The following is a 26,654-nucleotide window of genomic DNA, read 5'->3' on the forward strand; positions in this document are numbered from 1 at the left end:
CTTCTTCGGTCCCAAACCCTTTCAGCACGTCGCACGCAGGGTAACGCCAGCGCTACCAATACTTGTATTGCTGTCTCGGTTCTCTTAGTGCACTGTCGTTGCCTATTCTTAATTGGTATGGAAGGCAACTTCGACGACTCGCGCATTGCCCGCGACCGATACGGCAGGCCGCTCAAAGATCGCTATGGTCGCCCCATCTACCGCCGTGTGGACGAGGCGTCGCCGAAGCATGCTCGCTCCCGTGCGGCCGATTCGCGTGGCGCTTCACGACGCCCCATCCCTCCCCGCCCGAACCGCCCTTCTCGGGCAGGGGCAGCCCGCCCAGCGCCTATGCCTCCACGCAGGTCTAGGCCGCAACCAGAACGTCGGCAGGCGCCACTGAACGAAACGCGCATTGAGTCCCGTCCACCGATGAACCGGACCGGTAGCGGACGCGCTGGCAGCGATCCGCGGTTTCCTCCACCCGGCTATAACCCGGATGCGGATTTCCAATCTTCCTCGCAGGGTTCGTCGCAGGACTACTACAGTGCCCCACAAGCAGCGAGTTCTGGCCGTGGTGGACGCCGCAGCAGTCGTGGCGGAGCCGGTGCCAGGTCGAGCTTCCGCATGCCACGCATGCGGCTGCCACGCTTGCGCTTTAAATCCATCATCCTGGTTGTCGTCATCTTCCTTGTCGCCACGATGGCACTTGTTGACATCCGCCTGACCAGGGTCGACGCGTTCTCAGGTCTGGCAAATCGCCCTGCCAATACGATGTCCTCCAACTGGTTGCTCGTCGGTTCGGACTCTCGTACGGGCTTGTCAGAGGAAGATGCCGCCAAGCTATCGACGGGCAGTGGTGATTTCGGCCAGCGCACAGACACCATCATGATTGCCCACATTCCGGTGTTCGGTAAGCCGAAGTTGGTCAGTATCCCGCGTGACTCCTTCGTGGATATCCCGGGCAATGACAAAAACAAGATCAATGCGGCATTCGCATTTGGTGGCCCCCAGTTACTCATCGACACCGTAGAGAAAAACACTGGAATTCACATCGACCACTACGCCGAAATTGGCTTTGGCGGTTTCGCCGGTGTCGTCGACGCTGTCGGTGGCATCGAAATGTGCCCTGAAGAAGCCATCGACGACCCGCTGGCAGGCCTGAATATTCAGGCCGGTTGCCAGAAATTCGATGGCGCGAGTGCCCTGGGTTACGTGCGCACGCGTGCTACCGCCCAGGGAGACTTGGACCGCGTAGAGCGGCAGCGTGAATTCATGAGTGCGCTGATGGGACGGCTGAAGTCACCTGCGGTATGGCTCAACCCCTACCGCTGGATTCGCCTGGCCAATGCTGGCACTAAGGCCGTGCTCGTCGGCGATGGTGACCACGTCTGGCATCTGACCTGGCTGATGTTGCGCATGCTCTTCGGTTCCGATTCTCTTACCGTGCCCACCTCAGGCGCCATGGATACCGGTTATGCGGGCAATGTGCTGCTCTGGGACGAAATCGAAGCGCCAACACTTTTTGCGGAGCTGAGATAGCCAAGAGAGTAGCTAAAACTGCTTCAGATAACTTAGAGGCAACTAACGCGTGTGGCTCAGTTTTTCGCTGAGCCACACGCGTTAGTTCTTAAACCAGTTCCGCCAGGCTGTCTAGGTACCTAGTTCCGAATGGTCACCTGACGGGACACGATGGTCTCACGGGACTTACGCTCCTCGGCGGTCAGCGGCTCTTCGCTGGCCAGCGCCTCAGCGATACGCTTGTCGGCCTCTTCCACGGCAGCAATCCAGTGGTCGTGCGGCTTGGTGTTATCCAGGTCCCAGACCGGCACCAGCACGCCATCGGTACGGAAGACACCGGCGAACTTCGTGCCCTCTCCCAGCGAGAGGTTGTCCGCAGCGTGCACGCGTGCCAAGGCATCCAGCAGCGGCTTCTCATCTTCACGACGCACCCAGCGGATGTGGGCGCGCTCGCCCGGATCAATCCACCACACAGCACCAGCGACCTTCGCATCCAGGCGGTATGACGGGAGAATCGCGTCGTTAGCCACGGCCAGGTTCTGCTCGATCATCGGGGTGCGTTCAATGCCCTTGGGAATCCACCACTCGAAGTCCTGGTGGACCTCCATGTTGTCGAGATCCACGGCGGTCAGGACGTCGGTAAGCGGTGCAGCTTCGCCGTCAGTAGCGGCGGAGAGCTGCTGACCCGGCTCTGCATCGCAAGCCCATGCCAGCGCACGGGAGAGATCCGCAGCGCCGTCATTGGTGCGAGCCTGCGTCTGCAGCGCGACGAAAGCCTCATTGCCCTGGTCAGCGGCACGCGTCAGTGCGGCTACGCCACCCGGCAGCACGGTGCAGAGCTTGATGTCACGCTCAGCGTCAGCGACCGTGACCGGAATGACCACAGCCGGAGCGAACTCGCGGACAGCCACGATGTCAGCCTCTTCGTCGAAGTCCTTGAACGGACGCGGATTGCCCAGCAACGCTGCACGCTCAGCAGCGCGGGCTGCCAGCTTCGCCTGACGGCGGCTCATGCCCTCCGGGGCCTGATTATTCTTCTTACGAGATTTCTTTCCCACAAGGCCACAGAATACCTATTCGCAGTCCGTAATTCGCGACTGCCTGGGCTACTTATAAAAATCGTCGACGAATTCGCTCGCCGTTCCTTCGAAAAGCTGCTTGTCGACGGCCATTGCGCCCGCCTCCCCCTGTTCATCGGTAGCTTCGCTGGGGATGAAGCCCTTGGACCAAAAACCGGGCTGGGTGCGCTCGCGACCTGCCCCAACGGGAATGTTGCGATGCACTTCCTCGGGAGCCAACACGTAGCGGAGTAGCCGAGCCGTAAGGGCAGTTGTCACACAAGCTAAAACAGTGATGATTCCGGCCTGGAAGTACGTCCTGGACACGTCGGCAGCGATAAACCAACCCGTTGCAAGTGGCCACAAAACGCAGGCCAGATACCAGATAAAGCGACCTGGCCCCATTACGGCAGTGACTCCTGTTTCAGCCAACGCGACCACGGGTCCCGTGATGTTGCGCACTGGCCACATGTGCATCGTGCGCACATCCGTTGCCGTGCGCGACAGCAGTGGGCGGGCATACGTTGCGCGGTCACGCAGCACCTGGAGGGTCTTGTAGACCGAAAAACCCAGCCCAATGAGGGAAACCATTCCGCAGAGACCGAAAGCCCATGCTCCCAGTTCGCCGAGGAGGGAAACCACCAGATCCTGACCTGGACTCAGAATGCTCATCCAGATGAATACGGTAAATGCGGCGAATACTCCAGCGCCGCTCATTGCCCATCGAAAGACGCTGTCCGCACGCTTGCGAACAATCTCATCGGCCTTCCAGCGCGGCGTCGCACCTGTGATGGCCGAATCCGAGACAGTCGGCTGCCAGCTCTGCTGCGGTGGCAGCACCACCTGAGGTGGGGACTGCTGTGGCTGCTGTTTTGGAGACTGCGGCGGCACAGCCCACCCCGCGTTTTCTGCCTGTTCATTAGACATTTTCCGCAGGGCTCCTCTCTTACGCGCGGCCGGCTTCTTCCGCAGTCTTTTCTCCCACGGTGTTTTTAGGTGCGCTCCCCCTAACCTACCCAAACTAGCCCGGCCCCTAACCCAGCCACTAGTCCGACCAGCTGCGAATCTTCCGCAGCATGATGCGGCTCTTACGCTGCGAACGTCCCATCTTCCGGGCCAGGTTGTTCAAAATCGCGATGGCCTCGGTAATGTGCGGCCCCTTGTTCAGCATCACGCACTCGGCACGCAGGGCGAAGGCCGCATCGGTAATCTCCGCGCGGGACGGCAGGCCGGCCTTGGCCATGTTCTCCAGCACCTGAGTACCCAGAATGGTCGGCACACCGGCTGCCTGCGCCAGCGTCAGAATCTGGCCTGGGACCTCACCCATACGGTCGAAGCCCAGCTCCACAGCCAGGTCACCACGAGCAATCATCAGACCGGACTTGGCGCGCTTCATGCTGGCGATGATGATTCCCGGCAGATTCTGGAATGCCGGAATAGTCTCAATCTTCAGCACAACACCCAGGTTCCGAGCCTTCGACGCCAGGTCCTCGCGGCCCGCAGCCTCATGTTCCGCCGCAATCTCATCGAGCACCTTGTAAACGTACTCAGCATCCCCCTGCGTGCGAATAAAGCTCACCGCAGCAATATCCGCATGCTCCACCACAAAGCGCAGGTGCTCAATGTCTTCGTCGGTAAGCGAATTGAGTGGCAGGTCGGTGTTCGGCAGATTGATGCCCTTATGCGCCGCCAGCGGCTGACCATTCGGCTTCGTACGCAGGACACGCAGCCGGGCATCGACGTGACTATCTTCGCTTGACGACGTCTCGGAGACCTCAACCACCTCAGCGCCGAGCGCACCGTCGTCGAAAAGCACCGGATCGCCCGGCTTCAGAGCCGCCACGGCAGACGGCAGCGAACAGGAGACGCGTGGAATTTCATCGTCAGTGCGTGGAATGGTGGTGATTTCCTCGCGGCTGGTGAGAATAAACTCATCACCGGTGTGGAAGCGCAGCTTTTGCACGGTCGGTGGCACGCCACCAGCGCGCGTGACCTCGTAGTTGCTGCGCAGGTGTGTTCCCTCGGCAATCCAGGCGTTCTTTTCGCCCTCGGCGAGGACAGCCTCGACCTCGCCCTCGGAGTCGGTGTCGATGCGCACAACGGTGAAGTGACGCTTCGCCGAGCGGGAGTCATGCAGCGTAATGACATCGTCAAGCTGCAGCTGTTCCAACCACCCCTGATCTGCTTCCAACGGCAGTGCGGGACGCCCCGGCAAATCGCTCGGAGCTGGCTTGGGGTGCTCATCCAGTCGCGGAGTCAGCCAAATCTTGGACTTGGAGATGACCGTGCCGGCGTCGTCACGCACAACACGGGCGCGCCCCACACGCGGCCCCGGTTCGATATCACCCGTGCGCAGCTTCGGGCCAGCCAGATCCATGGACACGAAGATGCGGCGACCGGCTTTCTCAGCTGCAGCATTGACGTTGCCAATCATGCGGCTCCACTGCTCAGGTCCGTCGTGGGCGCAGTTGATGCGAGCGAGATCCATGCCAGCGGCAGCGAAGCTCTCCACCAACTCTGCATCGTCGGCGGCCTCGGCGGGCAGGGTCACCATAATGTGCGAAGTGACATCCGCGCGCTCCTGACCGAACAGCTCGGTGGCGTTGTTATCCAGGGCAATATCCGCGCGCTCATCGTCGGCAATAATGCGGGCGACATCGATGTCTGAGGTGCGCCCCGCCAGCGCCAACAGCGCGTTGAGAGCGAGCTCAAGGCGCCCCCGGGTGAAAGTCTCCACCGTGGTCAGACTGGTCACGCCGAGGTCGTGCAAGCTGTTTTGCAGCTCACGGATGTCAATTGTGCGCAGGTGTGCGTAGTGCAGCAGGTTTTCCGCGTGCCGACGGCGCTCTTCCGGCACCTCTGCGAGCAGTGCAGAAGCCTCCACCGAGACGTCGTCCAACTCTGTGATCAGATCAGTGACCTTGCTGATGAGGTCATCCAGACGCGGTACGGCCGCGCCGCTTTCAGTGTTGTCAGTTGCTGTGTCTTGAGGGCTCTGCGCTGCCATAGAGAAGGCACTCCTGTGTTGAAGACGAAGCGTTGGCCAGAGTCGGCCACGCGGGCCAATAGAAGGTGGGCATTCTCATTCTCAAATGAGACGGCCGAAAGCGCATGTCGAGAAGACATCTACTCTCGCTACCAGCAGTTACTTCCAGAATGGATCCTGCACATCTCGGAGCGTCTGAATGGACTTGTCCAGCTGCTTCTTTTCGTATTCGTCCAGCTCAAGCTCGATAACGCGGCGAATTCCTCGACGGTTCACAATGGCTGGTGTTCCGATGAACACGTCCTCATGACCGTATTCACCTTGCAAGTATGCGGAGACCGGCAGAGCTACCTCTTGGTTCTGGAAAATGGCGCGCGTAATGCGGGCCAGACCCATACCGATTCCGTAGGAAGTGGAGCCCTTGGCATCGATAATCTCGTAGGCTGCATCACGGGTTCGGATGAAGATGTCCTCCAGCTCGTCGTGAAGCGCGGGGTCGGCGGCGAGGCGCTTGGACAGACTGACGCCTGCAACGTTGGCGCTGGACAACACCGGCAGCTCGGAGTCGCCGTGTTCACCAATGATGTATGCGTGCACGCTCATCGGGGAAACATCGTAGTATTCACCCAGCATGTAACGGAAACGTGCGGTGTCCAGGATGGTGCCGGAGCCGAAGACACGGTTGTGTGGCAGCCCGGAGTACTTCCACGCGGCGTATGTGAGTACGTCGACGGGGTTGGAGGCGATCAGTAGGAGCCCATCAAAACCGCTGGCCATGACGGAATCGACGATGGACTTCATAACTTTCATGTTCTTGTCCACCAGCTGTAGGCGAGTCTCGCCGGGCTTTTGTGCTGCGCCTGCACAGATGACTACCAGCGCGGCATCGTCACAGTCGGCGTACGTGCCCTGAGTGACTTTGGTGCGCGACGACGCCCACACGACGCCATGGTTTAAGTCCATGACGTTGCCCATCGTCTTCTTTTCGTCGATGTCAATGATTGCCAAATGGTCGACAGTGCCTTGGTTGACCAGTGAGTACGCATATGCCACGCCGACGTCGCCAGCGCCGATCAGCACGACCTTATTTCCTGTGGATAGCTTCATAGCCCTCGGATCCTTCTCAACCGATTCGGAAAACGTTGCGACACCCCACAGGCTACGCTTTGTGCGGAAAACTGGCGCGAGATGAATAAACCCCGTGGAAAAAATTTTGCCATGATGGGAGTTATGGGATTCCTGCGTCGCGCATTTACTTCGATTGCGCCCTCGATTGCGTCTACGGGCAACACACCTGTAGCTCAGCCAATCGAAACCACCAGGACAGTGCGAGCTGCACGAGCAGCGCGAACGGGAATTACAGGAGTCGCTGGCACAGCTGGCATGGCCAAAGCGCTGGGCGCAGTCGGCACCGGCAGTCTGATGGCGACCAAAGTCTTTCGCGAACGCCTCCTAGGTACCGGCCCTGGCACTATCCGCAGCGCACTGCGAGCGGGCATTCCCTCCAACCCCGGTCTAATTGGTGCAGAAATTGCGTCATGGGCTGCCTTTAGCCCCTCGCTGATGCCGCGTACTCGGATCGCCACCGTTACTGTGACCTTCCTGGCACAGCTGGCGGGCCATGTCACCGGGGTGGCTATCGGCTATGGCTACAACACGACGATGCGGCGTCTGGCCAGCACTCCGCTCAGCCGCTTTGCGCCGGCACCTCGACACGAGCGCGCACTGGCCGTGACCTGGCATGTTGCCACCACGGCCACCACCGCGGCGCTGTGGCTGCGCTCCATTTCCCAGCAGCGCGAAATTGGCCGCCTGGTGGGCAAGGATGAGCAGGAATCCGCACGCAGCCAGTTCGCCTCCACAATGATTGCCAGTGGTCTCTACCTGACCACTCGGGGGCTCTCCGCGCTGGCCAATCGCGGCTATGACTTACTGCGGGACAACCTCCGCCCCTGGCTGCCGCGCGGTCTCGCCCCGGTTCTCAGCGGTGCCATCGTCGGTGGTGCCGTGGCCGCCAGCATTGATCGACTGCTTATCCGTCGGACTTTGGAGTCCATCGCCAAGAAGTCCCGATACCTGAATACCCTGGTAGTTCCAGGCCGCATGCAGCCCTGGGAGCCGGAACGTTCCGGGAGTCCATGGTCTTTGGAGCCGTGGTACGCACTCGGCGCCGAGGGGCGCGTCTTCGTCGCCGAAGGCCCCCGTGCCCGAGATTTGGCGGTGGTCACTGGCAAGCCGCTCTCCGAACTGCAGGAACCCATCCGCATTTATGCGGGCAAGGTGCCAGGTCGTTCTCTGCGGGAACAGGCGGAGCTCATCATCCGCGAGATGCACCGCACCGGCGCGTTTCGGCGCGATCATCTGGTTGTCTTCACCACCACCGGCACCGGTTGGGTGCCACCGTGGTCGGCGCAGGCTGCAGAGTTCTTGACCCTTGGCAACTGCGCCACTGTCGCTCTGCAGTACTCTGACCTCCCCTCCCCAGTGGCATGGCTAACGGACCACGAAACCCCAATCGCGGCTGGCCACACCCTTATCCATCGGGTGTTGCAGGAAGTCGACAAGATGCCGGAGAACGACCGGCCAAAGGTCTACGTCGCCGGTGAATCCCTCGGCGGGTTTGGCGGTCTCGGCGCATTCGAGAATTCCGCTGACATGCTCGCACGCGTCGACGGTGCTGTCTGGACGGGCGCACCACAGTTCTCCGCGATGTGGAAAGAGCTGACGCACCGTCGGACAAAGGGGTCTCCGGAAATCGCTCCAGTCATCGACGAGGGGCGAAACATCCGCTTCGCTACGCGCCCCGACGAGCTGTACCACTCCTTCTATGGCACCAAGTTCGGGCCGTGGGAATTCCCGCGCGTCGCATTCCTGCAGCATGCCTCTGACCCCATCGTTTGGTGGGATTACCCACTGGCCTGGCGCCGCCCCGACTGGCTTGCAGAGCGCGTCGGCCGCGATGTTCTCCCCTCCATGCGCTGGCATCCGTTCGTCACCTTCTGGCAGGTGCTTATCGACGGCCTCGCCTCCGTCACCGTCCCCGGTGGTCACGGCCACCGGTACGAGGAAGAAATGTTGCCAACGTGGGCTTCCATCCTCGACATTCCGCTTGACGACGACCTGGGTGGCGCAGCCGGAATGCGCTTCAAGCGCGTGAGTAAGTGGATTCGCCGCACTCAGCCGCCGCGTTCATAAACTTGTGACAGATATCCCTGAACAGCATTTTTTATGAATTTCGCATTAATTGTATTGCTTAAATGGTTGCGCATCCACTCATCTTGAGTACCATCGACGGCACAACCTAAAAACGTGTTGAGGAGGAATTTTCCTAATGACTAAGTACGAACTTCCTGAGCTGGATTACGCTTACGACGCTCTGGAGCCGCACATCTCCGGCGAGATTATGGAGCTGCACCACAGCAAGCACCACGCTAATTACGTCAACGGCGCCAACGCTGCTCTGGAGAAGCTCGCTGCTGCTCGCGAGTCCGGCGACTTCGCAGCTGTTACCGGCCTGTCCAAGGACCTGGCCTTTAACCTGGGTGGCCACACCAACCACTCCCTGTTCTGGAAGCTGCTGTCCCCGAACGGTGGCGGCCAGCCGACCGGTGAGCTGGCTGAGGCTATCGAGCGCGACTTCGGCTCTTTCGAGAAGTTCCAGGCTCACTTCAACGCTGCTGCTCTGGGCCTGCAGGGCTCCGGCTGGGCTGTTCTGGGTTACGACACCATTGCAGAGCGCCTGGTTATTGAGCAGATGACGGATCAGCAGGGCAACCTGTCCATCAACCTGAAGCCGGTTCTGCTGCTGGATATGTGGGAGCACGCTTTCTACCTGCAGTACAAGAACGTCAAGGCTGACTACGTCAAGGCTGTCTGGAACGTCTTCAACTGGGATTACGCTGCAGAGCTGTTCGCAGCTGCCAAGTAATTTCAGCTAACAGCGCGCGGCTTTTTACGCGTCCCTGCCGCGCGCTAAAGATGGCTTACCGGCTCGCTGACGGGGCTTACCCTCAGCGGGTCGGTTTTTTGTGTCTTGTTTGAGACCACTTTTGGTATTTCCCGGGCGGCACACGTAGCCGTCGTTTAGCGTTAGTGCCCATGAACACCAGCAACAATGTCAACGTCGCCTATGAATACCTCGCCGTAGCTGATTCAGAGGTGGCGAAAATCGCTGTCGTCAGTTTGGACCGCGGAGACAAACTCAACGGTCTAACACTTGAGATGCTGACCGAGCTGTCCGCCGTCGCCCGGAAACTGGCAGCTGACCGTGATCTGCGTGGCGTAATCCTACGTGGCGAGGGCAAATCGTTTTGCGCTGGACTCGATTTCGCCTCGGCATTTAAGAAGCCCTCACGCATCCTGCGCTCATTCGTCCCCGATATCCACGGCACAAACCTGTTCCAGCGCGCCTGCTGGGACTGGCGAGGCCTGCCGGTGCCGGTCATTGCGGCGGTGCATGGGCACTGCTACGGCGGTGGTCTACAGATTGCACTAGGTGCTGATTTCCGCATTACTACGAGCGATGCCAAGTGGTCAATCCTCGAAGCGAAGTGGGGACTGATTCCGGATATGTCCGGTATGCGAACCATCCTCGATGAGGTCAGCGCCGATACTGCACGTTGGCTGACCATGTCTGGCGAAGAACTCAACGGCAAGGAAGCAACTGAGATCGGTCTGGCGACGTGGGCCGTGGACACGGAGGACGCTGCACTCAAGCTGTCCAAGGAGAAGTTGGCACAGCTGGCGACACGCTCGCCGGATCAGCTGGCGGCGACGAAGCGGCTTTTCCGCGATGTGCACCGCTCTCCTCGCGCAACATTCCGTGCCGAGCGCACACAGCAGCTGCTGCTGTTAGCCCGCAAGAACACGGCCATTATTCGCAATGCTGCGATGAAGAAGGTCTCACCTAAGTTCGCCCGGCGCGGCACGTGGGCGCGTGGTTAGCGCGCTAAGGAACCGGCAGGTCATCCCCATGCGGCAGGTCCGCGGCCGCGCGCTGTGAATCCAGCCAGTCGCGGACGTGGGCTACCGATCGGCAGTCATCGCCGTTGTAGCGCAGCAGCATGGCGCGAGCCTCGGCTTGCGTGAGCTTTTCAAAGGACTGTTCCGAGACAAAGTCAAGGTCAGTGGCCGTCGCAATGCGATACAGATCCAGCGATGCCTCGCCGTCAACATCGGCGTCGCGCCAGTGGAAGCCCGACCACGGGGCCACGACTTTAAGCCCCATGCCGACGGTGGAGAGGATTTGGCGACGGGCGACCTTCAGCATGTCCACCCAGTCCTCCGAGGCAATGAACTTGTCCACTTCTTCGCGGGTCGGCACCCGCACAATCTTTGTCGGGCCAGCTGCCTCGGAACTGGAACCAGCCGCATCGCCTGTAGCCAGCTCCGCCGAATCTGCGGGCACCACAAATTCCTGGCCGCCGAACCGGGTGGCGCTCTGACGCAGCCAATAGTTCTCACCCTCTGCCGCCCAGCAATAGGCGCGGAAGGTCTTGCCTTGTTCATGCGCCGCATTTCGACGACGCATCAGGTAATCCCAGAAAATCGCAAAGTTCCTGGCCTCTGCCGTGCCACCGAGCCCTTCTGGCCCCGGTGGCTCCCAGGTGATAAACCCGCGGTAGTCCTCCCCAGGCACCCACGTTCCCCACAGGTAGGCGCCATCGTTGGGGTACGCCTCCATATCGATATCCATCTCAATATCGCCACGCGGGGCCGATGTCTTAGCGGCTACCCGGAGCGCGTCGACGTCGGCAAGCCGCGCCCTCGCCATCCACACCTGCTCCTTGCTGACGTGCGGAGTGTTGGTACTGGCCTGCGCCAGTGCCGTGACTGTGTCGATGCCCACACTGCGCAACCGCATGGACTTATCGCCAGGTAGGAGGAGGGAAATATCGTCACTTGCGGTCAGCTCATCCAAGCAAAGGTCGTGGTGACGGCAGGTTCGGCACTCCCGGATGCGCCGTGGCGCCAGCGGCCAGGTGCCTGGCGTAAACCGTGACGGTCGCCCCTGAGTGGCAGCGACGGCATCACGCGCATCCCGCAACGCCATCCGGTACGAGGCCACGCGCGAACCTTCATCGGCAATGACAATATGCCGTGTATCCAGGTTCATCCCGGTGGCACTAATCGCCCCCACCAGACCACAGGACACGCCCAGGCGGTGCAGTATCGCCGCTGCCTGCCCAAGCTTCACAGCATCGGGTCCGTAATGCCGTAGCTTCCACTCGTCCGTGACAACCATCGCCTGACGCAGGGTCCGCCCCATCACGCCAGCACGCCCGAGCCGATCAACGCCCAGCAGTCGCACCTTCATCGCCGCCGCACGCGCCGCATTGCTTGACGACGGCTTACGCCGCCGGCCCGGTTTGCGCGCAGAAAGCAGGTGCCGTGTGACAACCAGGACCGGCATGTACGTCGGTGAGGTCGTCTGTGGTGAATCATCGACCTTGACCAGCAGATCGGGGTGGCAAATCTCGTCGATTCCCGAGTACACCCCACCGAGAATCGGACGCTCATGCATGAGCACGCCACCGGCGATGACGCTTTCTCCGCGGGCGATGGCCTCAAGGGTATCCAGGTGAGCGTCCGGCCCCGGGGCCACTGTGTACAGGCCGGGGATGGACGCGATGGACGTCGGCAAGCGGTGCTCATGGTGAGAAGCAGGTTCGACTAGCCGCCCCTCGCGGAGGTCGAGGCTCAGCCGGTAGCGGCAGCCGATGAGGTCGCTCGCGTGGAGAAGCGGGCGCGAAACGGATGAATCAGTCACAATGAGAATTAGCGTATCGCCACTCGGTAGGAAGTTTCACGTTAAGCTTGGATAGCAAGAATCGTGATGCAGCCACTGCATCTGGCAAGCGCACTCCGGCGCGGTGGGGTTTACGGGTTTTCCGCCCCACTTTTCCGGAGGGACTATCTGCGAGCAACTAGGCGAAGGAAAAAATGAGCTTCTTGGGTGACATCCGTGAGCGTCGGCGCGAAACCGCCAAGCAGGTGAAGGCTGCCAAGGCGAAGGCTAAGGAAGAGGCTCGCCACGCAGCTCGACTTAATCGCAAGGCACATAAGGCTGAGGTCAAGGCCGCTAAGCGCGACCAGAAGCACCAGCACAAGCTGGAGCTGAAGGAGGCCGCTGGCCGCGTTCGTTCTGAGGAAAAGCTCGGTAAGAAGGAACTCAAGCTGGAAAACCGTGCTCTGAAGCGCGCGGAGAAGATCCGCAAGGCGAGTGCCAAGGACGAGAAGAAGGCGCTGGCCGCCAAGCAGCGCCACCAGACCAAGATGGCCGAGAAGATCCTGCAACAGCAGCGCAGCCAGGGCTTCAACAAGGACAAGGCAAAGTCGTGGATCGGTGGCGCACGCCTGCTGGTACCGGTGCTGGTTCCGCTGGCCTACCGCGCCATCACTGCCATTCAGCGCCGTGAACACTCTTCGGCCGCGCAGAAGTTCGGTGTTTCCGCTAATGATGCCGCTCGTTACCAGGGGCACGGTGCGCCGCTGCTGGCCCGCATTGAGGCCACTCGTGGTTCACTGACAGAGCTGCGTAAGTCGGGCGTCAAGGGTACCGATGGTTTTATCAAGGACGCCAACTCGCGTCTGGATGTCATGACTGACGCCATTAACACTGCCGAGAAGATGACCCCGGAGCAGCGTCGTCGCGCACACCACTCCATTACCGCAGAGCTGGATTCTCTGGATCGCCAGATCATTTCGGAGCTGGGCGCGTAAACCTGGCCGCTTCGGGTTAAGGCCACTCGCCGAGATTCGTCGAACTAAGCGCGACTGTTGTTGAGCAGCAATAGTCGCGCTTTCGCTCTTAGTACCCCCGTATCGGGCTATTTTCTCCCTCCGATGGCGCTACGGACTGAGAACTACTGTAATGAGGGCTATGCCATCTTCAGATAAATCTCAGACTGCAGCCTCGGATCTGAACGGCGCAGTCTCGAACAGCGACGCAACAGCCCAAAAGCCATTCACCCCTTCTCGTCGTGCCGTACTGCGTGCCGGCGCTACCGGTGCTGCTGGCGCCATCGGCCTGGCGACCGCTACTAGTGCGGGGGCCAATCCTGAGTCACAGTCTCCAGCTAATGCTGGCGGTTCTGGTGGTTTTCAGGTCTTCCAACACGGTGTGGCCTCTGGCGATCCACTGCCAGACTCCGTTCTTATCTGGACTCGTGTGACCTCGCACCCAGGCGACACCGCAGGTGCAAACCAGGGCCGCCCTGTTGCACTGAAGTGGGAAGTCGCTTCTGATGAGGGCTTCGGCAACATCGTTGCCTCTGGTGCCCTGAACACCGACCCGGATGCTGACAACACCGTCAAGATCGATGTCAAGGGTCTCTCCGCTGATTCCTACTACTTCTACCGCTTTACCGTCACCGCTGGTCATCACGCGGGCCAGGTTTCCCCGATTGGCCAGACTCGCACTGCGCCGCCGGTGAACTCCTCGCCAGATCACCTGGGCATCGCGCTGACCTCCTGCGCTAACTGGGAAAGTGGCTTCTTCTCCGCTTATCGCGATATGGCGGAAAATGACCGCATCGACATCATTATGTGTGTCGGTGACTACATCTACGAGTACGAGGCCGGTGGTTACTCCGGCAAGGGCCCGGTTCGTGACCACAAGCCGGCTCACGAGATTATTTCTCTCGCTGACTACCGTCTGCGCTACGCCACCTACCGCACCGATGCGGACCTGCAGGAAGCTCACCGCGCAAAGCCGTGGATTGTGACCTGGGATGACCACGAGGTCGCCAACGATGATTGGCACAGTGGCGCTGAGAACCACGACCCGGAGACCGAAGGCGACTACGTTGCCCGCCGCGACGCCGCTATCCAGGCTTACCTGGAGTGGCTGCCGGTTCGCGCTGTCCCCTTCTCCCAGGGCGGCAAGCTCTACCGCAGCTTCCGTTTCGGCGATCTCGCCGACCTGACCATGCTGGACCTGCGCACCTACCGTGACCAGCAGCTGAAGTTCATCCGCGCTGGCGAGACCGATGATGAGAGTCGCTCCATGCTCGGCTCTGAGCAGTTCAATTACCTGCTCGGCCAGTGGCGTTCCTCGAGCGCAAAGTGGCGTGTCGTGGGCAACTCCGTCATGTTCACTCCAGTGCTGGTTCCGCCGCTGGATCCGGAGGCCACTCACGCTGTCACTGAGCTGCTGAGCTTGCCTCAGGACGGCCTGCCGTACAACTTGGATCAGTGGGATGGCTACGCTGCTGAGCGTCGTAAGCTGATCGACATCATGGGTAAGGAGGGCTACGACAACGTTGTCTTCCTCACCGGCGATATTCACTCCTCCTGGAACTGCAACGTACCGAAGGTCCCGGGCCAGTACCCGAGTGCCGGTATTGCCGCCATTGAGATTGTCTGTACTTCCGTCAGCGCCCCGAACATCGATGACATTGTGAAGCTGCCTCAGGACAACCCGATTTCCTTGGCTGCTACCGCTGGACTCAAGGCTGCGAACCCGTACGTCAACTACCTCGAGTTCGACCGCCACGGCTACACCGCTGTCTACTTCGGCCGCGAGGACGTTACCTCTGAGTACCGCCTCGTCGAGGTCAAGGAGGAACCGAACCAGCCACTTTTCGTCGCCGCTACCTACCGAGGCAAGCCTGGTGAGGGCATGACCCAGGCTTAAGCGCCTTCTCATCCTTTCGCTTTCCGACGACCACTGAGAGCGCACCCCGCATTGCGCTCTCAGTAGCGTAGTTGCTGTTCACGACGGCCCTGCACAACATGCAGGGCCGTCTTTTTATCACCCCAAGTTCTTGTGCACAATTAATCGAATTATTAACAAACCATGTATTCGATATAAGTTGCACAATCTAACTCAATTATCGTCAATAGACATTAAATTTCTTTGCACTTATACTGTGGGGGAAAGAAAACAGGGCTTGATATTAATTTGAAATTTCACCGTATTGAAGTTTCACCGTAAGCCTTCTTCATTATTACAAGTTCAGCACCAAGCTTAGGCAGGGATTCTATGGCACGCCGCGAACTAATTCAGTACATCGACGACCTCGATGGGACTCCGCTTGATTCCCCAGATCACCAAGTCGTTCGTTTCTCTTTCCGCGGTAAGAACTACATTCTCGACCTCTCTCAGGAAAATGCTGAGAAGTTCGAGCAGGTATTAGAACCGTATATTGCGAACGCTTCTATTGATCACAGCACGGTTGTAGCTCCGCGTAAGCGCTCTTCCGCTAATCCCAATGCCGCTGAGGCCCGTGATCGCAATCGCAAGATTCGCCAGTGGGCACGAGAGAATGGCATGGATGTTGCAGACCGCGGTGCGCTGCCAAAGCACATTATTGAAAAGTACGAGAGCGCTAACTAGTTCTCACCCAGGTTCGTTTGCCTTCCACTGGATGTCATCCAGCTTCACTATCTTAAAGACAGGGTCCCGCCACAGCGGGGCCCTGTTTTAAAGTTGGGGCAGGTGATTCGAGTCGCTAGGATAGCGGCTGGAATTGGCACACCGGCCTAATCCGGTTGTCTTACTTTTCTTATCCTTGACATGGAGGAGTCGGCCCGTGGTTATTTTGGAACCATTTGTTTGGCTGGTCTCGTTTGTCCTTAAGGCGTGGCACCTTTTACTGGCCTCAGTGTTTCACCTGCCATCTTCTCTGTCCTGGACGCTTTCTCTCTTCCTGCTGGTGTTTACGGTGCGTGGCGCTCTGGCGTTTCTCGCGTTCCAGCAATTTATCTCGGCGCGCAAGACGGCCAACCTACGGCCGCAGCTTTTTATACTCAAGGAGCGCTACCGCAGGAGCATCGAGCCGAACTCGCCACAATACGTAAACTTTGCCAGCAAGGAAATGCGCAAAGCCGAAGGTATTAAGACCTCCGTAATGCTGGCGCCCCTCTTCGTCCAGATTCCCGTGATTATGGGTCTTGTTCGCATGCTGAGGCACATGCTGCGGGCGTCTGAGGGGCCTGGACTGCCTGCGTCTCATAATGTCGGATTCATCTCTAAGGATGAGATTTCCGACTTTCTGAGCGCGACATTCTTGGGGCAGCCTCTACCCGCGTATCTGCGCATGGACCCGGAGCAACTACAAATCCTTGGGGGCAATCATGATTCGCTGTTAGCTTTCTGCATTATCGGCATCGTGGCAGCGGCCATTTTCACCGGTTTTAACTTGGTCATTTCCTACCGCCGGTTGCAGCGCACTCTCGACTATTCCAATAGCGTCAGTGTATTCCTCAGCAAATTCATGCGCGTAATGCTTATCTACGCACCGCTGATGATCCTCTTCGCGGGGTTCTTTGGCCCAACACCTGTGGCTCTAATTGTCTACTGGGTCACCAATAACTTCTGGACACTGACCCAAAATATTATTCTCACCCGCTATGTAGAAAAGACCTACCCACTCACGGACGATTTCCGAACTCTGCAAAACCACCAAAAGGGTGAATACGAATCGGAGCGGGAAGAAAAGAAGAAGTTAAAGCAGGCCAAGCGTCGCTTTTATATCAAATCCGCATTCGCTCCGTGGAAAATAAAGCAGTATAAGAGCGAATATGCCGCTATTGAGAAGGAATCGCGGGACCGTCGTAAAGCAAAGCAGGACGAAGAATATGCCCAGGCTTTGAAAATTGCGAAGGTTCGCTACATGGTGACCCAGATGAGGCCTGGCGCTCAGGACAATTTGCCGTCCCTGACGCAGGATATGAAGATTTCCTCGGGTATAGTTCCGCCGCTTCCCGGCCTGGCTAAAGTGCGGGCAGACATGAAACGACAAGCCGAGAAAGCACAAAAGGCGCAGAAGCGGCCGAAACCAATTCTGATTGCAAAGAACCTGGGAATGCTGCTCGGCCAGAATACGAAGAATATGGTTAAGAAAGCCACCGGCTCAAAGGAGTCGGACTGGAAACGCTTCCGGGATTAGCCCGTGAGCAAAAGGCGAGAACTAGGGCGCGTTAAAAAAGGGAATTAGGTATTTACGTGACCAAGTCACGGGCCAGGTCGCGCGCCATCTGCAGCGGGTTCAGATCCTTGGACATCTTGGCACCCGCGAGGCCGCCGTCGAGGTAGAGCAACAGCATATTTGCGTGAGCAGACGGCATACTAGATTCATTTTCAGTCAGCAGCGTGTGTAGCTGTTGCCAAACCCAGGAGCGGTGATCGGCTGCGGCCTGGCGGATGTCCTGCTCCGACTCCGTTTCCGGCCGCGGATATTCACTAGCCGCATTCTGGAAGTGTGAACCACGGAAGTCGATTGCCGGCTGCTCCGCAATACACTGATCGAAGAAAGCGAGAATCTTCTCCGCCGGGGTATCCAACGAGGCCACTCGCTGCTCCCAAGCCTCCCGCCATTTGGCATCGAGGTCTTGCAGATACGCGATGACCAGCTTGTCCTTGGATCCAAACAACGAGTACAGGCTGGCTTTGGCGACATCAGCTTCCCGCAGGATGCGGTCAATGCCGACAACGCGGATGCCTTCCGTTGTAAACAGAGCTGTCGCTGATGTCAGGAGGCGCTCCCGCGGACTGGGGCGGTTACGACGGCGAGAGGAAGCGCGGCCGCCTTTTGCGCCCTTGCCCGTTGTCGCTTCTGCCACGGCAGTACCTCTCGTCCTTCCAAAGTCACACCCCGTTATATCAGCTGCTTACTCGCAAATCTCGGCGTTCGCGTCATTGCTTTCGCAACACTGAGCAGGGCGTTCATAGTCTGTGATATTCCATTGTAGGCGTATCTGCGACTGTGCTTTTGTAAAAGAACAAACTAGTCAGTCTTTCAGCCTCTAGTCCTACTTTAGCGTGCGATGATTGCCGCCCCCAACAGATGTCACGACAATCGCAGAACGCCAACGTCACGACAACCGCACAACAAAAAGGGCATCTCAATGTTGATGAGATGCCCCGCGCTCTAGCTCACTATCCAGTAGATAGCCGCGTTACGACGCTTCGTGCATAGTCGCGCTGTTTTGCTTGGCTTACTTGCGCTTCTGAATCATGCCGACAATCCACAGCAGGATCACAGCACCAATCAGACAGGTCAGGAAGCTGAAGAACATTCCACCGCTCGCGACATCAAAGCCGACCAGGGTGAGCAGCCAACCGCCCAAGAAACCACCGACGATACCAACGACGATATTCAGGACGATGCCCATCTGCTCATCAGTGTTCATGATTTTAGAGCCAATCCAGCCGGCAAGACCACCGATGATAATCCAACCAACGAAGCCCAGAGTAGGACTAAAGGAGGCAGCAAGAAGAATCTCGTTCATGATAGATATTCCTTTCCCGAAATCGTTCTGACTCAACTATAAGTCTTTCCAAAATATCTTGCACCTACTGCAAGCACTATCAGGCCATTTCGGCCACTGGGAAACTAGCGAGATAACAGTCGGATAACCATAGGAAAGCCCTTATAGAATCTGTACTTTCTACATGAAAACGGGGTTTATGCAGACGAGAGGCCCCATTTATATAAACCGAAGCCGATCTCCGAGACATGTCGGAAACCGGCTAGGTTCTACTTATAAATATTCGGTAACGGTTTCTGTTCTCGGCGCTAAACGCACGTCCACGACCGGCACCGGCGTCTTTTTTCAGCCTCCTCGAAGGGCGCTTTAGGCGTCAGTCTCCGGGCGGACGACCATCATCGGGCAAGCAGCCGCCTGCAGGAGTGCACGCGAGGTGGAGCCGAGCAGCATGCCCTTGAAACCACCGCGGCCGTGGCTGCCGACGACCAGCAGCTGCGAGCCTTCCGAGGCATCAGCCAGAGCACGAACCGGGCGGTCGCGGGTAACGACCTTCTTGATGGCCACGTCCGGGTACTTCTTAGCGTACTTCTCCAGTCGGTGGCCGAGCAGAGCCTTCTGCTCCTCTTCCACAACCTGCCACTGGCTCTGAGCTGCAGAAAGACCGGCCAGAGAAGCCTGTACCTGCATGTCCATCCAGGTGTGAACTGCAATCAGCTCTGCACCACGGGCATCGGCCTCACGGAATGCGTACTCCGTTGCCTTTTCGGAAATATCGGAGCCATCGACGCCGACAACGACCGGGCCGTACTTGGTCTCATCGGTGACCAGGTTGTCCTCGCGGACAACAACAACCGGGCACGATGCGTGGGAAACAACAGCGGCGGAAACCGAACCCATGACCATGCCAGAGAGCCCACCCAGACCGCGAGAGCCCATAACCACCATGGTTGCCTGCTCAGACAGGTCGAGCAGCATGTCAATCGGGCTGCCCTCTTCAATCTGGTGGCTGACATCTACCGACGGTGCGAAGTCGAGGGCAATCTTCTTGGCCTCGTTAATCTTCTCCAGGGTTTCGGCCTCAAGATCGTCGTAAAGCTCCTGCGGCGGAACCATGCCCTCTGCGTAGAGGAACTGTGGCATGGAGTAGCTGCTGACCAGACGGAGTGGCTCACCGCGCTTCACTGCGGTGTTAGCGGCCCACTTGACGGCGGTCTTGGATGCCTCCGAGCCATCGACCGCGCACACAATGATGTTCTGCCTTGGCATTGATTGCCTCCTTATTATGCGATCCATAAAAATTGGCTCTCCGCGGCCCGACCGCAACGCAGCTACACCTATCGCACCTGCTTGGACGCCATTTTAATGGACAAGCTTTGCTATTTAGTCAACTCTTCCGAGCCAACCCTTTTATTACTTTCACCTCCACCCTACCCCCATTATGTTGCGACCGACAGGGCAGAATGTTGTCCACCTACGCCATTAGGGGCGATACCAACACCGCTCTGCCACAGCAGCTCCGCTTGCCCGCCAGATGAATCCGGGGCACCTGTTAAAGTCAGCCGTATGCGTCGCATGCCACTGCCCATTCGCAATGGGCTCAACCCATCCCGCATCGCCGCTCCCGGGCGTCGTGGCGATGCCCCCACCCGTGCGTGGGATCTGCTCGCAGGCGCTATCGCAGGTCAAACCTACCGCCACCCAGACGATGATGAAGCGGCTGTGGCCAAGCGTTTTGCAGATGGGCTCGTCGTTCGCGCCAACTCAGTGCCCTACAGTCCAGATGACATGGTGAAGCCCGGCGCGGAAATGTGGTTTTACCGCACCCCGGCACCGGAGCGCACAATCGCGGGGCCGATGCCGATTGTCTTTCAAGATGACAACCTTGTGGTCGTCGACAAGCCGTCGTTTTTGGCAACGATGCCGCGCGGCCGACACATTACGGAAACTGCTGTGGTTCGCCTGCGGCGGGAGCTGGGTAATCCGGAGTTGGTTCCCGCGCATCGCCTCGACAGGCTGACGTCGGGGTTGCTCATCTTTACCGCCCGGCGCGAGGTTCGCGGCGCCTACCAGGGGCTTTTCGCATCGGGGGAAGTCACTAAGCGCTACCACGCACTGACGTCGCCTACACCCATCGCTGGCGCGGCCAGCGAAGCCCTGCCCGAGACCCCACTGGAATTGCGCACACGACAGCACAAAATTGCTGGCCAGATGCAGGCTTATACTCTCGAGGGCGAGCCAAACGCCCACACCATCATCGAGCGCATTTCGCTTGTCGACGTGCCTTCGGACGCCGACGGCCTCGCTGCCGACAGGGGTCGCGTTGCGCTGTGGCAATTGAAGCCCATCACCGGACGCACTCATCAGCTGCGGCTGCACTTGAGTGAACTGGGCTTTCCCATCCTGGGTGACCAGTACTACCCGGAGATTCTGCCGCTGGAGGCCGAGAATGCCTCGGAGCCCCTGCACCTGGTCTGTGTTGAAATGAGTTTCGCTGACCCCGTGACTGGGGAACAACGAACGTTCCATTCCCGCCGCAGCGTTTTCAATCCGCTTTCGCTGCCGGATATTAATTCGCCGTTGATCAAATCTAATTAGAAGAGAGCCCCTCCCCCATGTCTGCCAAGCATGCAAAACGCCCCACCAAATCATCCGCTGAGTCTTCTTTGAAGCATTCCGCCCCACCAGCGGCGGCCTACGCTGAGGGGCTCACCAAGAAGTACGGTGTCGGCAATGCCGCTGTTACTGCACTGGACCATGTCGATATCTCTTTTGCCGCTGGTGAGTTCACCGCGATTATGGGGCCGTCCGGGTCGGGTAAGTCGACATTGATGCACTGCATGGCCGGCTTGGACTCCGCGACGTCGGGAAGCGCGTACATCGGCACGACGGAACTGTCGAAGCTGTCGGACAAGGAGATTACGGCGCTGCGGCGTGACCGCCTGGGCTTTGTGTTCCAGTCCTTCAACTTGGTGCCGACGTTGACGGCGGCGGAGAACATTACCCTGCCTATCAATATCGCTGGTCGGAAGGTGGATAAGCAGTGGTTCGAGGAAATCACTACGCGCCTCGGGCTTAAGGAACGGCTTACGCACCGTCCCTCGGAACTGTCCGGTGGCCAGCAGCAGCGTGTCGCCTGTGCGCGTGCCATTGTCAGCCGGCCGGAGATCATCTTTGGCGATGAGCCGACGGGCAACTTGGACTCGAACTCATCCCGTGAGGTGTTGACGATTCTCCGCGATGCGGTTGATGACATCGGCCAGACCGTTGTCATTGTGACGCATGATGCCACCGCCGCATCCTACGCAGACCGTGTTGTGTTCCTCGCGGATGGCCGTGTGGTTGACGAGCTTCGCAACCCCACGCCCGCCGATATTTTGGCGCGCATGGCAGATATTGAGAATCTTTAGGAAGGCAGGTCATCTCTCCCCATGGCATCATCGTCTTCCACGCTAAGCCGCGTCGCCTGGCGTAATATCACCTCGCACAAGTTGCGCCTCGTGCTCACAATTATTTCGGTCGTGCTGGGCACAGCCTTCATCACCGGCGCATTTGTGTTCACATCATCGCTGGACAAGGCCTTTAAGGGCGCAATGAGTACCGCTTATGACGGTGTCGACGTGGTGGTGACGGCCCCAGCTGACAATCCCGGTGCTCTCACCGAAGAAACCGCGCAGAAAATCGAAAGCTTCCCCGGGGTCCGAGCCCTCAACATTGGCGATCCCAACAACAGCATTACGGCCACGGGAGCCGACGGCAAGCCGATTCAAACCAATGGTTCGCCATCGATGGGTCTTCCCTACTATCCAGCGGCCGAAGCGGTGGGCAACAAGGTCACGGTTACCGAGGGGCACGCGCCGGAAACACCAGGTGAGGTGGTCGTCAACTCCACCACCGCCGAACTCGGCAACCTCCACGTCGGCACTGAAATCAAGGTGGCCACCCGTCTCGAGCGGGCGACGGTGAAGGTTGTCGGCATCGCTGATACCTCCATCGACGAAACCGGCTATCTCACAGTCTTTTTCACCCAGAATCAGTGGCGCGAGCTCTACGGCGAAGACGGACATGCGGACATGTTCACCCTCGCTGCCGATTCCACCACCGACGCCGCCGCACTCACCCGTGACGTCGCGGCTGCGTTCCCCGACCTCAAGGTAGAGGCCGGCTCTAAGCTCGCCGACGAGGCTTCCGAACGTGTCTCCTCCGCCTTAAGCTTTGTTAACTACTTCCTCATCGCTTTCGGGCTCATCGGTCTGCTGGTCGGCATCTTCATCATCTCCAATACCTTCACCATGCTGGTCACTCAGCGCATGAAGGAATTCGCTCTCCTCCGCGCCCTCGGTGCTTCACGACGACAGCTCACTGCGTCCGTCCTCTTGGAGGCATTCATTGTTGGCCTCATCGGTTCTGCACTCGGTGTAATCACGGGGTTTGGGCTGAGCCAGGGGCTATTCATGCTTCTCGATGCCATGAGTATCTCCATGCCCGGCGACGGCCTGACATTCGAACCGGTTGCGGTTATCGTGCCTCTCATTGTCGGCGTGGTAATTACCATGATTGCCGCCTGGACACCGGCGGCCCGCGCTGGCGCAGTCCCTCCCGTAGAAGCCATGCGCTCTGGGGACCAAACACCCAGCAATAGTCTCAGTGCTCGGACGTGGACCGGCGCAGTGCTGGCATCCGCTGCTATTGCAATCATTGCCTGGGCATTGCAGTGGAACGACGCGGAAACCAAGATTCGCGCCATCTTCGTTGGTGTCGGTGCGGTGATGGCCGTAGCCTCCGTCTGGCTTGTCGGTCCTGCGCTGTCCATGCCTCTGATCGGAGGACTGGGGCGCGTCGTAGGTGCGCCTTTTGGAACCGTCGGCAAGCTTGCGGCAACGAACTCTCACCGCAATCCGCGCAGAACGGGAACCACATCGTTTGCACTGACGCTCGGACTTGCGCTGGTGACTGTGATCGGCATGTTCGGCGTGTCCATGAAGGAAGCGGTCAATGAGTGGTCAGAGACCAATCTGACGGCTGACTTCGTGCTCTCACCGCCTCTGACTGCGCATTCGGCCCTGCCTCTTGGTGTCGAGGACGCGGTGAAGGATATCGGTGGCGTCGAAGACACCGCAACGTTGTCGATTGGTGCCCTACTGGTGATCCCGCCTGAAGAAGCCGCCACGATGATGACTGCCGACGGCGAACAAACTGAAGTCGGACCGGAATCTAGCAATGTGTCGGTTTTCAACTCCAACGTCGGCAAATGGTACGGCACTCGCGCCATCCAAGGATCCCTTAATCTAGCCAAGCCAGATGCGGGAATTGTCATCAGCGAATCAACGGCGAAAAAGAATGGTTGGAACGTTGACACTGAACTTGCAGTAGTTTCCAAAGGCGGCATAACACGGCTCCCTGTCACCGGCATTTTTGCTGACACAAGAGATCCAGGCCAGTCGATTTTTGTCTCCTACGAAGCCGCCCATAAATATGTCAAGAGCAGCCACCTGTTGCCCTTCCAGACCTACGTCGATGTCTCCGATTCCATCGCGGCAGACAGCGGCTCCTTGGATAAAATGAAGCAAAAGCTTAGCGACGCCGTTGCGGACTACCTCGTAGTACAAGTGATGACTGCTAAGGAGTTTGCGGGCCTGGCTAATGCCTCTATCGATGTCATGCTGGGAATCGTGTACGCACTGCTGGCACTGGCGGTCATCATTTCGATTCTGGGAATTATCAATACTGTCGCGCTCTCAGTTGTCGAGCGCCGCCAGGAGATTGGCATGCTTCGAGCCGTCGGCCTGCAGCGCTCGGGGGTTCGCCGGATGATTCGCCTGGAATCTGTGGAAATCTCCATTTTCGGCGCAGTCGTGGGTATTGTCCTCGGCTTGTTCCTTGGCTGGTCACTGCTGACCGTGCTGAAGGATGAGGGCCTGAATACTATTGCGGTACCGTGGCTGCAGGTTGTTCTCATGCTGCTTGGGTCTGCGCTTGTAGGCGTTATTGCTGCTCTCGGACCTGGTCAGAAGGCCGCGAAGACACCACCTCTGGCCGCTATCGCAGACGAATAGCCGCCGCTATATGAAAGCGCCCCGTGCAGATATAGTTTCTGCACGGGGTTCTATTTCGCCTTATTACCTAGGCCGAATCAGCTATCCGACTCACGCATTTCCGCTGGAAATTTATACGGCTGCGTTGGCTTTGCGATCCACGCGTTCACGATTCTTCAGCGCCTTATTGAGAAGCATAAAGAACCACACAAAGCCAACCGTCAGGATAATGTGGCCGAGTCCTGCAATTCCCGAGTACATCGGACCCCAGGCCTCCGGGCCTGAAACAACGTGGACGATACCGTTTGCCACCATCATGCCGATCGTCCAAACAATGCCGACATTCTGAACAATGAACCAGCGATCAAAGCCCTTGACAGCTGAAATATTGAATTGACCATCCAATGCCAGCGCAACCAAGAAAAAGATCGTGCCAAGAACAAGGAAATGCGTGTGCAGCGTATTGAGCTGCGTTTTATCGCCAAAATCCATTGCACGGGTAAATTCACGATAGAAAACGCCAGAAAATAGACCAAGACCGAGATAGACCGAAGCGGCTGTGAATAACTTACGCATACTTCGTAGCCTACTCAGATAACACTGGCTTCTAAATGGACTAAACCCAGGGGGTTAAACGAAAGTTTGATACCGCGAAACTAGAGGGCCTCAAACTAACCGCGCCAGTCGAGCCACCACACGTTTCGGCACAGCCTTAAATAGAGCCATCACCAGACCATATAGGCCGGGTGCTACCTCCGCTCGGCCGCTCTCCGCTGCACGTAACGTGCGCTCCACCAGATAACTGAGATTCTGCTCAGGCATAAGACGCAACTTCACCGACTTCGCCTGCTTCACGACGTCCCGTAGCGCCTTGGTCTTAACCTTTCCCGGGTAGCAAATAGTTACAGTTACACCATTAGGTTTCAATTCCTCTCTAAGGCAGATACCCCAGTGCCGAATAAACGCTTTCGATGCTGTGTACACCGCCAGCCCTGGAGTTGGTGCTACAGCTGAGATCGATGAAACGAAAATGATGTGGCCGTTCTTTTCGAATAAATCGTTTAGCGAGTAAACCGCTGCGACCGTACCGCGAATATTCGTCTGTATCATTTGATCAGCCTGCGAAAAATCCTGGGTTTTAACATCGCCATAATTCGCATACGCGGCATTGAGGATTAAATAAACTATCGTCGCGTGATGGCGGTCAACATGATTCCGGAGTTTATCGCCAAAATCATCATCGGACTGATCTAGACAAAGATATCGAAGACGAGGACCTTGCCTCTGCGAGAACTCAGCGTCTTCACCGGAAGAATCATCGTTGTAGCTACGAGAAACACACCAAATTTCATCTAGGTCTGGACGTAGCTGCCCAAGTCTATCGGCAAAGACGGCGCCTATGCCCCGAGATGCTCCAGTCACGATTCCCACTCGCATGAATTCCAAGATACAGCCGACTGAGTCGAGCAATTAAAACGGCGACGACGAAGCGTGCCACATAGGAATGAGCAAACGAACAAAAAATGTCGCATTAAAACGCTAGTTAATGTTGTTTACTCGTGGGCACAAAAGTGGGCCGCAGCACCCAACCCCACACAAGGGGCAAGGCAACCACGACCCACAAACAAGATTATTATGCCGGCGGCGACCTACTCTCCCACACCCTCCCGAGTGCAGTACCATCGGCGCTGGTGGACTTAGCTTCCGGGTTCGGAATGGGACCGGGCGTGACCCCACCGCTAACACCACCGACAAAAACCAGGCAACAACCCATCCCCACCACAACGGGTGGGTGGTGTCATGCCAGACACTGAATAACGGACGCGAGCAAAAACCCTGTAATTCACACTTTGTGTGTTGAAT

Annotated in this window: 21 protein-coding genes and 1 rRNA gene; 11 read left to right on the plus strand and 11 right to left on the minus strand. The window is 58.2% G+C overall.

Annotated features, from left to right (window positions below; translation table 11 throughout):
- Positions 1-117: 117 nt before the first annotated feature.
- Positions 118-1,521: an LCP family protein gene (locus QP977_RS01160; RefSeq protein ID WP_224784282.1), complete on the plus strand. Its 1,404-nt coding sequence runs from the start codon at positions 118-120 to the stop codon at positions 1,519-1,521.
- 119 nt (positions 1,522-1,640) lie between these two features.
- On the opposite strand, the gene QP977_RS01165 is transcribed toward QP977_RS01160, so the two are convergent.
- From QP977_RS01165 to QP977_RS01180, 4 genes are all read right to left on the minus strand, one after another.
- Positions 1,641-2,558 carry a DUF5926 family protein gene (locus tag QP977_RS01165; RefSeq protein ID WP_070429924.1) on the minus strand — a complete coding sequence of 306 codons (918 nt, stop codon included), beginning with the start codon at positions 2,556-2,558 and terminating at the stop codon, positions 1,641-1,643.
- 48 nt (positions 2,559-2,606) lie between these two features.
- Positions 2,607-3,485 carry a hypothetical protein gene (locus QP977_RS01170; protein ID WP_070851807.1) on the minus strand — a complete coding sequence of 293 codons (879 nt, stop codon included), beginning with the start codon at positions 3,483-3,485 and terminating at the stop codon, positions 2,607-2,609.
- Between the two features lie 118 nt (positions 3,486-3,603).
- Positions 3,604-5,565, minus strand: a complete 1,962-nt coding sequence (locus QP977_RS01175; protein WP_284847059.1) for a pyruvate kinase — start codon at positions 5,563-5,565, stop codon at positions 3,604-3,606.
- A 138-nt stretch (positions 5,566-5,703) separates the two neighbouring features.
- Positions 5,704-6,651: an L-lactate dehydrogenase gene (locus tag QP977_RS01180; protein WP_284847060.1), complete on the minus strand. Its 948-nt coding sequence runs from the start codon at positions 6,649-6,651 to the stop codon at positions 5,704-5,706.
- Positions 6,652-6,762: 111 nt separating this feature from the next.
- Between QP977_RS01180 and QP977_RS01185 the strand changes: the two genes are divergently transcribed.
- From QP977_RS01185 to QP977_RS01195, 3 genes are all read left to right on the plus strand, one after another.
- Positions 6,763-8,739 (plus strand): alpha/beta-hydrolase family protein, encoded by a 1,977-nt coding sequence (locus QP977_RS01185; protein WP_049193127.1) that lies wholly within the window; start codon positions 6,763-6,765, stop codon positions 8,737-8,739.
- A 136-nt stretch (positions 8,740-8,875) separates the two neighbouring features.
- Entirely contained in the window at positions 8,876-9,472 is a 597-nt protein-coding gene (locus tag QP977_RS01190; protein WP_005510435.1) for a superoxide dismutase, read from the plus strand.
- 170 nt (positions 9,473-9,642) lie between these two features.
- Positions 9,643-10,488 carry a crotonase/enoyl-CoA hydratase family protein gene (locus tag QP977_RS01195; RefSeq protein ID WP_284847061.1) on the plus strand — a complete coding sequence of 282 codons (846 nt, stop codon included), beginning with the start codon at positions 9,643-9,645 and terminating at the stop codon, positions 10,486-10,488.
- A 4-nt stretch (positions 10,489-10,492) separates the two neighbouring features.
- On the opposite strand, the gene QP977_RS01200 is transcribed toward QP977_RS01195, so the two are convergent.
- A complete protein-coding gene (locus tag QP977_RS01200; RefSeq protein WP_284847062.1) occupies positions 10,493-12,313 on the minus strand; it encodes a ribonuclease H-like domain-containing protein in 1,821 nt (606 codons plus the stop codon).
- Between the two features lie 173 nt (positions 12,314-12,486).
- Here QP977_RS01200 and QP977_RS01205 point away from each other — a divergent pair, with 173 nt between their 5' ends.
- The 4 genes from QP977_RS01205 (at position 12,487) to yidC (ending at position 17,438) form a co-directional block, all read left to right on the plus strand.
- Positions 12,487-13,266 (plus strand): DUF6474 family protein, encoded by a 780-nt coding sequence (locus QP977_RS01205; RefSeq protein WP_016421682.1) that lies wholly within the window; start codon positions 12,487-12,489, stop codon positions 13,264-13,266.
- Positions 13,267-13,426: 160 nt separating this feature from the next.
- Complete coding sequence (locus tag QP977_RS01210; RefSeq protein ID WP_284847063.1) at positions 13,427-15,181, plus strand: alkaline phosphatase D family protein; 1,755 nt, start codon at positions 13,427-13,429, stop codon at positions 15,179-15,181.
- A gap of 348 nt (positions 15,182-15,529) precedes the next feature.
- On the plus strand, positions 15,530-15,883 hold the full coding sequence (locus tag QP977_RS01215; protein WP_284847064.1) for a histone-like nucleoid-structuring protein Lsr2: 354 nt from the start codon (positions 15,530-15,532) through the stop codon (positions 15,881-15,883).
- Between the two features lie 196 nt (positions 15,884-16,079).
- Complete coding sequence (yidC, locus tag QP977_RS01220) at positions 16,080-17,438, plus strand: membrane protein insertase YidC (RefSeq protein ID WP_016421685.1); 1,359 nt, start codon at positions 16,080-16,082, stop codon at positions 17,436-17,438.
- A 52-nt stretch (positions 17,439-17,490) separates the two neighbouring features.
- Here yidC and QP977_RS01225 read toward each other — a convergent pair whose 3' ends face one another.
- The 3 genes from QP977_RS01225 to QP977_RS01235 all read right to left on the minus strand — a co-directional run bounded on the left by QP977_RS01225 (position 17,491) and on the right by QP977_RS01235 (position 20,025).
- Positions 17,491-18,111, minus strand: coding sequence for a TetR/AcrR family transcriptional regulator (locus QP977_RS01225; RefSeq protein ID WP_016421686.1), 621 nt, complete (start codon positions 18,109-18,111; stop codon positions 17,491-17,493).
- A gap of 375 nt (positions 18,112-18,486) precedes the next feature.
- Positions 18,487-18,780 (minus strand): GlsB/YeaQ/YmgE family stress response membrane protein, encoded by a 294-nt coding sequence (locus QP977_RS01230; protein ID WP_070602291.1) that lies wholly within the window; start codon positions 18,778-18,780, stop codon positions 18,487-18,489.
- Between the two features lie 345 nt (positions 18,781-19,125).
- The gene (locus QP977_RS01235; protein ID WP_016421688.1) at positions 19,126-20,025 is read right to left on the minus strand and encodes a universal stress protein; all 900 of its coding nucleotides are present in this window, start codon (positions 20,023-20,025) and stop codon (positions 19,126-19,128) included.
- A 297-nt stretch (positions 20,026-20,322) separates the two neighbouring features.
- Here QP977_RS01235 and QP977_RS01240 point away from each other — a divergent pair, with 297 nt between their 5' ends.
- The 3 genes from QP977_RS01240 to QP977_RS01250 are packed head-to-tail and all read left to right on the plus strand — an operon-like array spanning position 20,323 to position 24,812.
- A complete protein-coding gene (locus tag QP977_RS01240) occupies positions 20,323-21,354 on the plus strand; it encodes a pseudouridine synthase (protein ID WP_284847065.1) in 1,032 nt (343 codons plus the stop codon).
- A 17-nt stretch (positions 21,355-21,371) separates the two neighbouring features.
- A complete protein-coding gene (locus QP977_RS01245; RefSeq protein WP_172954627.1) occupies positions 21,372-22,166 on the plus strand; it encodes an ABC transporter ATP-binding protein in 795 nt (264 codons plus the stop codon).
- Between the two features lie 21 nt (positions 22,167-22,187).
- The gene (locus QP977_RS01250; RefSeq protein ID WP_284847066.1) at positions 22,188-24,812 is read left to right on the plus strand and encodes an ABC transporter permease; all 2,625 of its coding nucleotides are present in this window, start codon (positions 22,188-22,190) and stop codon (positions 24,810-24,812) included.
- 111 nt (positions 24,813-24,923) lie between these two features.
- On the opposite strand, the gene QP977_RS01255 is transcribed toward QP977_RS01250, so the two are convergent.
- From QP977_RS01255 to rrf, 3 genes are all read right to left on the minus strand, one after another.
- The gene (locus QP977_RS01255; RefSeq protein ID WP_038627034.1) at positions 24,924-25,367 is read right to left on the minus strand and encodes a DUF2871 domain-containing protein; all 444 of its coding nucleotides are present in this window, start codon (positions 25,365-25,367) and stop codon (positions 24,924-24,926) included.
- A gap of 90 nt (positions 25,368-25,457) precedes the next feature.
- Positions 25,458-26,213, minus strand: coding sequence for an SDR family NAD(P)-dependent oxidoreductase (locus QP977_RS01260; protein ID WP_284847067.1), 756 nt, complete (start codon positions 26,211-26,213; stop codon positions 25,458-25,460).
- A 214-nt stretch (positions 26,214-26,427) separates the two neighbouring features.
- A 5S ribosomal RNA gene (gene rrf, locus QP977_RS01265) occupies positions 26,428-26,544 on the minus strand.
- Positions 26,545-26,654 lie beyond the last annotated feature (110 nt).

The sequence above is a fragment of the Corynebacterium sp. MSK012 genome, assembly GCF_030232435.1.
GTDB lineage: Bacteria > Actinomycetota > Actinomycetes > Mycobacteriales > Mycobacteriaceae > Corynebacterium > Corynebacterium jeikeium_D.